The 4125-nt window shown below is 71.7% G+C and carries 4 protein-coding genes; all 4 read right to left on the reverse strand.

Translation table 11 applies throughout. The features are described 5' to 3' along the window. Positions 1–21: 21 nt before the first annotated feature. Complete coding sequence (locus tag ACFUVW_RS19950; RefSeq protein WP_430573036.1) at positions 22–1716, reverse strand: nucleobase:cation symporter-2 family protein; 1695 nt, start codon at positions 1714–1716, stop codon at positions 22–24. A 55-nt stretch (positions 1717–1771) separates the two neighbouring features. Next, on the reverse strand, positions 1772–2716 hold the full coding sequence (pucL, locus tag ACFUVW_RS19955) for a factor-independent urate hydroxylase (RefSeq protein WP_430573037.1): 945 nt from the start codon (positions 2714–2716) through the stop codon (positions 1772–1774). Between the two features lie 129 nt (positions 2717–2845). Beyond that, the gene (uraH, locus tag ACFUVW_RS19960; protein WP_430573038.1) at positions 2846–3184 is read right to left on the reverse strand and encodes a hydroxyisourate hydrolase; all 339 of its coding nucleotides are present in this window, start codon (positions 3182–3184) and stop codon (positions 2846–2848) included. After that, a complete protein-coding gene (gene uraD / locus ACFUVW_RS19965; protein WP_430573039.1) occupies positions 3181–3684 on the reverse strand; it encodes a 2-oxo-4-hydroxy-4-carboxy-5-ureidoimidazoline decarboxylase in 504 nt (167 codons plus the stop codon). Before uraD ends, uraH begins: the two co-directional genes overlap by 4 nt. Between the last annotated feature and the right edge of the window lie 441 nt (positions 3685–4125).

Below are 4125 nucleotides of genomic sequence, written 5' to 3' on the forward strand. Positions count from 1 at the left end.
GTGCCGGGGCGAGCATCGTCGTCACCCGTCCCCCGGCTCGGCGCCCGCGTGCACCAGCTGCGGGCGGGGCTCGTCCGCCGGCGCGTCCGCGTCGGGGCGACGGCTCGCGACCGCGTCGCGGGCCCCCTCGCGGATCTGCAGCACGTCCGGCACGCCGTCGGCGTCCAGGTCGATCGCCGACACGCAGCCCGACCGGCGCCCGTGGCCGTGGCGCACCCGCGCCCACACGTCCGCGTTGAGGCGGGCGCGGCGGCGCTCCTCCTGGCGCTCGGCGTCCAGCCGCGCGAAGTACTCCGCCCGGCGCTGCTCCTGCTCCTCGGTCACGACGAGCCGGGCCGAGGAGCCCGCGGTGAACACCGACGGGTCCTTGCTGCGCCGGCCCCAGCGGATCTCGTTGAAGACGAGGTTGAGCAGGACGGCGACGACGGCGGCGGCCGCGATCCCCGAGTGGAAGATCATGCCCACCCAGGTCGGGAACTGGTCGTAGAAGTCCGGGACGGCGATCGGGATGATGCCGAAGCCGAGGGCGACCGCGACCAGCGTGAGGTTGAGGTTCCCCTCGTACTCGACGCGCGACAGCGTGCGGATCCCCGACACGGCGACCGACCCGAACAGGACGATGCCGGCGCCGCCCAGCACGGGCGACGGGATCGCCGCGACGACCTGCCCGAGCACCGGGAACAGCCCCAGCACGAACAGAACCCCGCCACCCGCCGCGACGGCGAACCGCGAGCGGATGCCGGTGATGGCGACCAGGCCGACGTTCTGCGCGAACGCCGAGGCCGGGAACGAGTTGAGGAACGGCGCGACGAGGGTCGCGGCCATGTCGGCCCGCAGCCCGTCGCCCACCCGCTTCGCGTCGACCTTGGTGTCGAGCACCTCGCCGATCGCGATGAGGTCGGCGGTCGTCTCCGTCATGATCACGAGGATGACGATCGTCATCGAGATGATCGCGCCGATCTCGAAGACCGGGGCCCCGAAGGCGAACGGCGTCGGCAGCGCGAACGGCGACCCCTCGCCCACCCCCGAGAAGTCCGCGAGACCGAGCGGCACCGCCGCCAGGGTCCCGAGGACGATGCCGAAGAGGATCGACAGGCGGGAGATCGTGCCCTGCAGGAACCGGCTGAGCGCCAGCACCACGACGAGCGTGCCGAGCGCCAGCGCGATGTTGGGCACCGAGCCCCAGTCCGCCGCCTCCTCGTCGCCGCCCATCATCCAGCCGGCCGCCGTCGGCAGCAGGGAGACGCCGATGATCGTGATGATCGTGCCCGTCACGACCGGCGGGAAGAACCGCACGACCTGCGCGAAGAACGGGCTGATCGCCAGGCCGATCACGGCCGCCACGATGATGGCGCCGAAGACGGCGGGCAGGCCGCCGTCCCCGCTCGCCACCGCGACCATCGTGGACACGGTGGCGAACGAGATGCCCTGGACGAGCGGGAGCTGCGACCCGAAGAAGCGGATGCCGAGCGTCTGGAGCGCGGTGGCCAGGCCGCTGACGAGCAGCGCGGCCGACACGAGGACGCCGATCTCCGCCCCGCTCAGCCCCGCCGCCTGCCCGACGATGATCGGCGGCGCGATCACGCCGCCGTACATCGTCATGATGTGCTGCAGGCCGTAGAGGAAGGTCTTGCCGAGCGGATAGCGCTCGTCCTCCGGTCGACCGCCCTGCGGGGTGCCGGTCGCGGCCGCCGCGTCGATGGTCGTCGTGCTCATCTCGATGCTCCTTCGAACCGACTGCACGGTGCCTTGCTGATCACGGGGACCTGGATCAGCAGAACCCCGTCACGGTGGCCCACGCGCGCGGCTCCTGCTCGGCGCCCTCCCGCTTCACCTCCGCCTCGATCTTCCCGTACGGACGGTCGGCGACGTAGAAGACCTCGTTCGGGTTCTCGAGGCCGAACGGCTCGAAGTCCACGACGAAGTGGTGCAGGTTCGGCATCGAGAACTTGATCTCGCCGATCTCCGGGTGCGCCTCGAGCACCCGCTTGCCCATCTGGTAGAGCGTCTGCTGCAGCGCGAGCGAGTGCACGTCCGCGAAGGTCTCCAGCAGGATGCGGCGCACGTCGTCGTAGACGGCGTTGAAGTCGATGTCCAGCGAGGTGTAGCGCCAGCGGGCGGTCACCGACGTCGCGAGGATGCGGTCGGTGGTCTCCTGCAGCGTGGTGTAGCGGTCCTTCGGGAAGCCGTGGAACTCGGAGCCCGTGGACTTGAGGACCTTGAGGTCCTCCAGGCCCGAGACGACGAAGACCTCGTCGCCGTCGCGCTGCACGACGGTGGTGCGGGTCTCCGTGCCGCCCTTGACGAACGCGTGGTCGTGCTCGCCGTCCGTCACGTGCGAGGTGAGGGAGGAGGGGATGTGCTCCCAGGTGTACTCCTTGGCCTCCCAGCGGCCGCCCTCGATCCAGTCGAAGCTCGAGACGAAGTGCTCGCCCAGGCGGAGGGCGAACTCCTCGGGAGAGGGGATGCCGTCCTTGGCGAGCGCGAACACCGTGTTCTTCTGCGTGTCCGTCGGGACCACGCGGCCCTGGTCACCCTCGATGTGCGCGGAGGAGAAGTCGCCGCGCAGCTGGGAGGTCACCGAGAGCTCGGTGATCCGGTGGCGCGCCTGGTCGCGGTCGACCTTCATGACGCGGACCTCGGCCTTGCCGTACTGGTTGTCCCCCAGCACGATCGTGCCCGTGCTGACCTGGGCGTCGGTGGCGGTGGCGGTCATTGCTGACTCCTTCATCTGTTGTTGCGTTGCCCGGGACCGCCCACGATGGCGGCCCCGGTACGTCTCCGATGACGATGACGCGGGTCGCGGCGCCTGTGCCGCGACCGGGTGATGCGGGCCTGCGGCCCGTCAGCTCCCGCGGTACGTGGAGTACGCGAACGGGCTGAGCAGGCAGGGCACGTGGTAGTGGTCGCGCCCGGCCTCGACGGTGAAGTCGATGGTGATCGACGGGTAGAACGTCGCGACCCCCTGCGCGGCGAAGTAGTCGCCGGTCGCGAAGGTCACGCGGTAGGTCCCCGGCTCGAGCGACTCCGGGCCGAGGTCCTTGACCCGGCCGTCGGCATCGGTCGTGGCGTCCGCGAGCCGCGTCGAGGCGTCCGCGCCGACGCTCCACAGGGAGACGGCCACGCCGGCGGCCGGCAGGCCGGACACCGCGTCGAGCACGTGGGTGGTGATGTGCGAGGTCATGAGAGCTCTCCTTCCAGCCGCAGCACGGCGATCTCCCGCAGCTGCTGGCCGGCGATGCGTCGCTCGGTGGCGGGGTCGTTCTCCAGGCGCTCCTCGAGCGAGGCCAGGATCTCCTCGGCGCTACGGCCCGCGGCGCGGATGAGGAAGACGTGGCCGAACCGCTCCTCGTAGGCGCGGTTGCCCGCCCGCAGGCGCTCCTCGACCGAACCGGTCAGGTCGCCGAGCCCGGCCTGCTCCCGGCGCGAGTGCGCCGCGTCCGCGTCGTCCCCGGAGGCGCGCTCGCCGATGCGGGGGTGCCGCGCGAGCGCGGAGTCGATCTCCTCCTCGCTCCACGGGTCCGCCACGGTGCGAGCCGCCGCGAGTGCGGCCTCGGTGTCCGCGTACGGGCGGCCGGCGACCACCGCCTCCGCCCACCGGGTCACGGCAGCGCACGAGAGCACCTGAGCGCGCGCGACGTCGACGTCCGCCGCGTTGAATGCCTCGAGACCTGCACTCGTCATCGAGCGATCCTCCTTCGGGCGATTCCACCCACCGGAAGTGGGTTTCCGTTCAGTGAAGTCTCGCTCCCGCCTCGGCGCCCTGTCAAGTGAGTCTGCGCTCAGTGCGGGCCCGTCGCACGGCACCCGCTCGACCCGCCCGCTGCACGTCCCCGTCCTTGCAGGTCAGAGGCATGAAACAGGGGGGGGTGGAAGCAGTCCGTGAAGACCCTGCGAAGGTTGCCTGCCAGGGAGGGAGCTCCCCGCCCGAGCATGATCACGAGCGAGCGCACGAGGCGCGACGTCGCGCCGAGCTCTCCACGGGCTCCCCGGCGCTTCCAGCGCCACCTCCCGGCGTCGGGAGGCCGCCCGCCGGCGGGGCGCCGGCTGGTGCCCGAGAGGCGGTGCCCGCGGGTGGGCCAGGTCCGGGTATGCGAAAGGCCCACCCCGGGTGGGGTGGGCCTT

The sequence above is a fragment of the Isoptericola sp. NPDC057391 genome, from assembly GCF_042668085.1.
Taxonomy (GTDB): domain Bacteria; phylum Actinomycetota; class Actinomycetes; order Actinomycetales; family Cellulomonadaceae; genus Isoptericola.